Source organism: Bradyrhizobium acaciae, assembly GCF_020889785.1.
Lineage (GTDB): Bacteria > Pseudomonadota > Alphaproteobacteria > Rhizobiales > Xanthobacteraceae > Bradyrhizobium > Bradyrhizobium acaciae.
Map to the genome: position 1 here is coordinate 1 of NZ_JACMYK010000279.1, position 2,740 is coordinate 2,740.

Sequence of the window (2,740 nt, forward strand, 5' to 3'; positions counted from 1 at the left end):
GCGATCGCCCGCGGCGTCGACGACCTGCTGGTCGCGTTCGGCGACACGCCGCTGATCTCGGCCGAGACCTTTGCGCGCATGCGCGCGCCGCTGCGTGAGGGCGCTGCGCTTGCGGTGCTCGGCTTCCATGCCGCCGACCCGACCGGCTACGGCCGGCTGGTGACCCAGAACGGCAAGCTCGTCGCGATCCGCGAGCATGCCGATGCCAGCGCCGAGGAGCGCAAGATCACGCTGTGCAATGCCGGCGTGATGGCTTTCGACGGCAGCAAGGCGCTCGCGATCATCGAGAAGATCGGCAATGCCAATGCCAAGGGCGAATTTTATCTGACCGATGCCGTGACCATCGTCAGGGAAATGGGACTGGAGGCCGTCGTGATCGAGACCAGCGAAGATGAAGTGCGCGGCATCAACACCAAGGCCCAGCTCGCCGAGGCGGAGGCCGTGATGCAGGCGCGGCTGCGCAAGCAGGCGCTGGATGCCGGCGTCACCCTGATCGCGCCCGACACCGTCCATCTTGCCGCCGACACCAAATTCGGTAAGGACGTTGTGATCGAGCCGTTCGTGGTGATCGGACCGGGCGTGTCGATCGACGACGGCGCCGTGATCCATTCCTTCTCGCACATCGTCGAGGCCAGCATCGGCAAGAAGGTGTCGGTCGGTCCCTATGCGCGGCTGCGGCCCGGCACCTCGCTCGGCGACGGCGCGCGGATCGGCAATTTCGTCGAGACCAAGGCCGCGACGCTGGAGGCCGGCGTCAAGGTCAACCATCTCTCCTATATCGGCGATGCCCATGTCGGCGCCAATTCCAACCTCGGCGCCGGCACCATCACCTGCAACTATGACGGGTTCCTCAAGCACAAGACGCTGATCGGCGAGGGCGCCTTCGTCGGCACCAATTCGTCGCTGGTCGCGCCGGTCACGATCGGCAAGGGCGCTTATATCGGTTCGGGCTCGGTCATCACTAGGGACGTGCCCGACGACGCGATGTCGCTCGAACGCAGCGAGCAGTCGATCCGCGAAGGCGGCGCCGCGCGCTACCGCGCGGCGAAGCTGAAGGCGAAGGCTGCGAAGGGGAAGTGACGCGCATTCGCGTTCCGCGCTCCTCGACAAGAACGAAGCCTTTGCGGCCTGTTCAGAATGGCCAGGAATAGAGCTGGCGCGTTCTCTCCACGCGTCGTCCCGGCGAAGGCCGGGACCCATACGCCGCAGCGTATGTTGCGGATGGGACTCGTCGTTCCAGCATCAAGTAAACAATTTGCATTTGGTTTATGAGTCCCGGCCTTCGCCGGGACGACACTGAGTGTATGGCGCGGCTCGCGACGCACGCATCCGCATTCTCGCGACGTCTTTTGTCCGAGCCTTACATTTCGTTCCGCACTCTCGCTTGGCAGAGGGCGCAAGGAAAGCCGGGTGCCAATCGCACCCGGGGCGTCAGTTTGTCGCGGCTGGTCAGGCCGCACGTGCAGACGGATCCGAGCCTTGAAGCAGATCGTTCAGCATCCGACGTTCTTTCTCGATTCTTCGCTTGAGCAGCTCCCGCTCGTGTTCTGATTTCGCGGTGTCGAGCAGGAATTGATAATGGCCGATGACCTTCTCGCTCCCACGTATGAGCAGACGCTGCAGCTCTGTCATGGCTGGCCCCCTCCTGACTGCCCGACAATTTGCTCGTTCGCTGGTGGGTCAAGGACGAGAGGCGGCATGTCGGCCGTCAACACCTGCATCGCTGCCATCTCTTCAGAAAGACGTCGGTTGACGAAATCGCGTTCGAGGTCGGAAAGCTCGGTGCCGAGCAGCCGCCGATATCGGCCAACACTGTTGCGATGTGCACGCAGCCGTTCGAGGCGCTCATCGATCTGTTCTGACGTTCGCTGCCGATCCTTGTTGAACCTTGACCACCAGCGATCTTCAATCCTGTCGATGACCTGTTTCGGAAGCCTGATCTCGGTCATGGGGCCACTCCTATGCGGCAGCGACGTGGCGCTCGGTGGAGTGCAGCCGGGCCGGCCTTCCTCCCGGCGGTTCGCGCGGATCGTCAAGAGCGCGTAGCGCGTCGAGTATATCGCTGACCGGAACCGGCGATCTGAGTTCTCGAGGCGCGCGCAGAGCGGGATTGGATGCGACGGCACAGGCATCCGAAGCCCAGGATGCCAGAATGCTTCTCTTTGCCGCCCTTGTCAGGCCGGGGTCGCGCAGCAGATCGCGCGGATGTTCGTATTGCCTGCCTTCTGGCGGCAGGCGAAATGCAAGGACGTTGTCGACAGGCGCGGTCGTCGGCCGCATGGGTGCCTCCATTCTTGAGACGAGATCGGAGATGAGGAGCCGCGCCCCTGCGGAGCGCGGCTTTGCGGATCGTTAGGCTGCCACGCCTTCCAACTGGCGCGTCGCCTTGCTTGGAACTGCATTGATCGCAATTCGCCTCGGCTTCATGGCCTCCGGCACTTCACGGGCGAGCTCGATCTTGAGCAGGCCGTTATCGAACGACGCGCTCTTGACCTCGACATGATCGGCCAGACTGAATTGTCGTTTGAAGCGACGTGTCGAGATGCCCTGATAGATATATTCACGCTCGGCCTTTTCGACCTTCGTGCCTTCGATGGTCAGAACGTTCTGCTCTGCCGTCACCGATATCTCGTCAGGTGCAAAGCCGGCGATCGCGAGCGCGATCTGGTACCGATCTTCCGCAAGCCGTTCGATATTATAGGGCGGATAATTGTCCTCGCCGGCACGTTGGACAGTCTCA

The 2,740-nt window shown here is 62.7% G+C and carries 5 protein-coding genes; 1 reads left to right on the forward strand and 4 read right to left on the reverse strand.

Translation table 11 applies throughout. The annotated features are described in order from the left end of the window. The coding region (gene glmU / locus H8A92_RS40130) for a bifunctional UDP-N-acetylglucosamine diphosphorylase/glucosamine-1-phosphate N-acetyltransferase GlmU (RefSeq protein WP_229200761.1) at positions 1-1,080 on the forward strand (1,080 nt) is incomplete at its 5' end. A 369-nt stretch (positions 1,081-1,449) separates the two neighbouring features. On the opposite strand, the gene H8A92_RS40135 is transcribed toward glmU, so the two are convergent. The 4 genes from H8A92_RS40135 to H8A92_RS40150 form a co-directional block, all read right to left on the reverse strand. Then, complete coding sequence (locus tag H8A92_RS40135; protein WP_229200762.1) at positions 1,450-1,632, reverse strand: hypothetical protein; 183 nt, start codon at positions 1,630-1,632, stop codon at positions 1,450-1,452. Then, on the reverse strand, positions 1,629-1,949 hold the full coding sequence (locus H8A92_RS40140; protein WP_229200763.1) for a hypothetical protein: 321 nt from the start codon (positions 1,947-1,949) through the stop codon (positions 1,629-1,631). Before H8A92_RS40140 ends, H8A92_RS40135 begins: the two co-directional genes overlap by 4 nt. A 10-nt stretch (positions 1,950-1,959) precedes the next feature. Then, positions 1,960-2,280, reverse strand: coding sequence for a hypothetical protein (locus H8A92_RS40145; protein WP_229200764.1), 321 nt, complete (start codon positions 2,278-2,280; stop codon positions 1,960-1,962). Positions 2,281-2,352: 72 nt separating this feature from the next. Beyond that, on the reverse strand, positions 2,353-2,740 hold a 388-nt coding region (locus H8A92_RS40150; RefSeq protein ID WP_229200765.1), incomplete at its 5' end, for an Hsp20 family protein.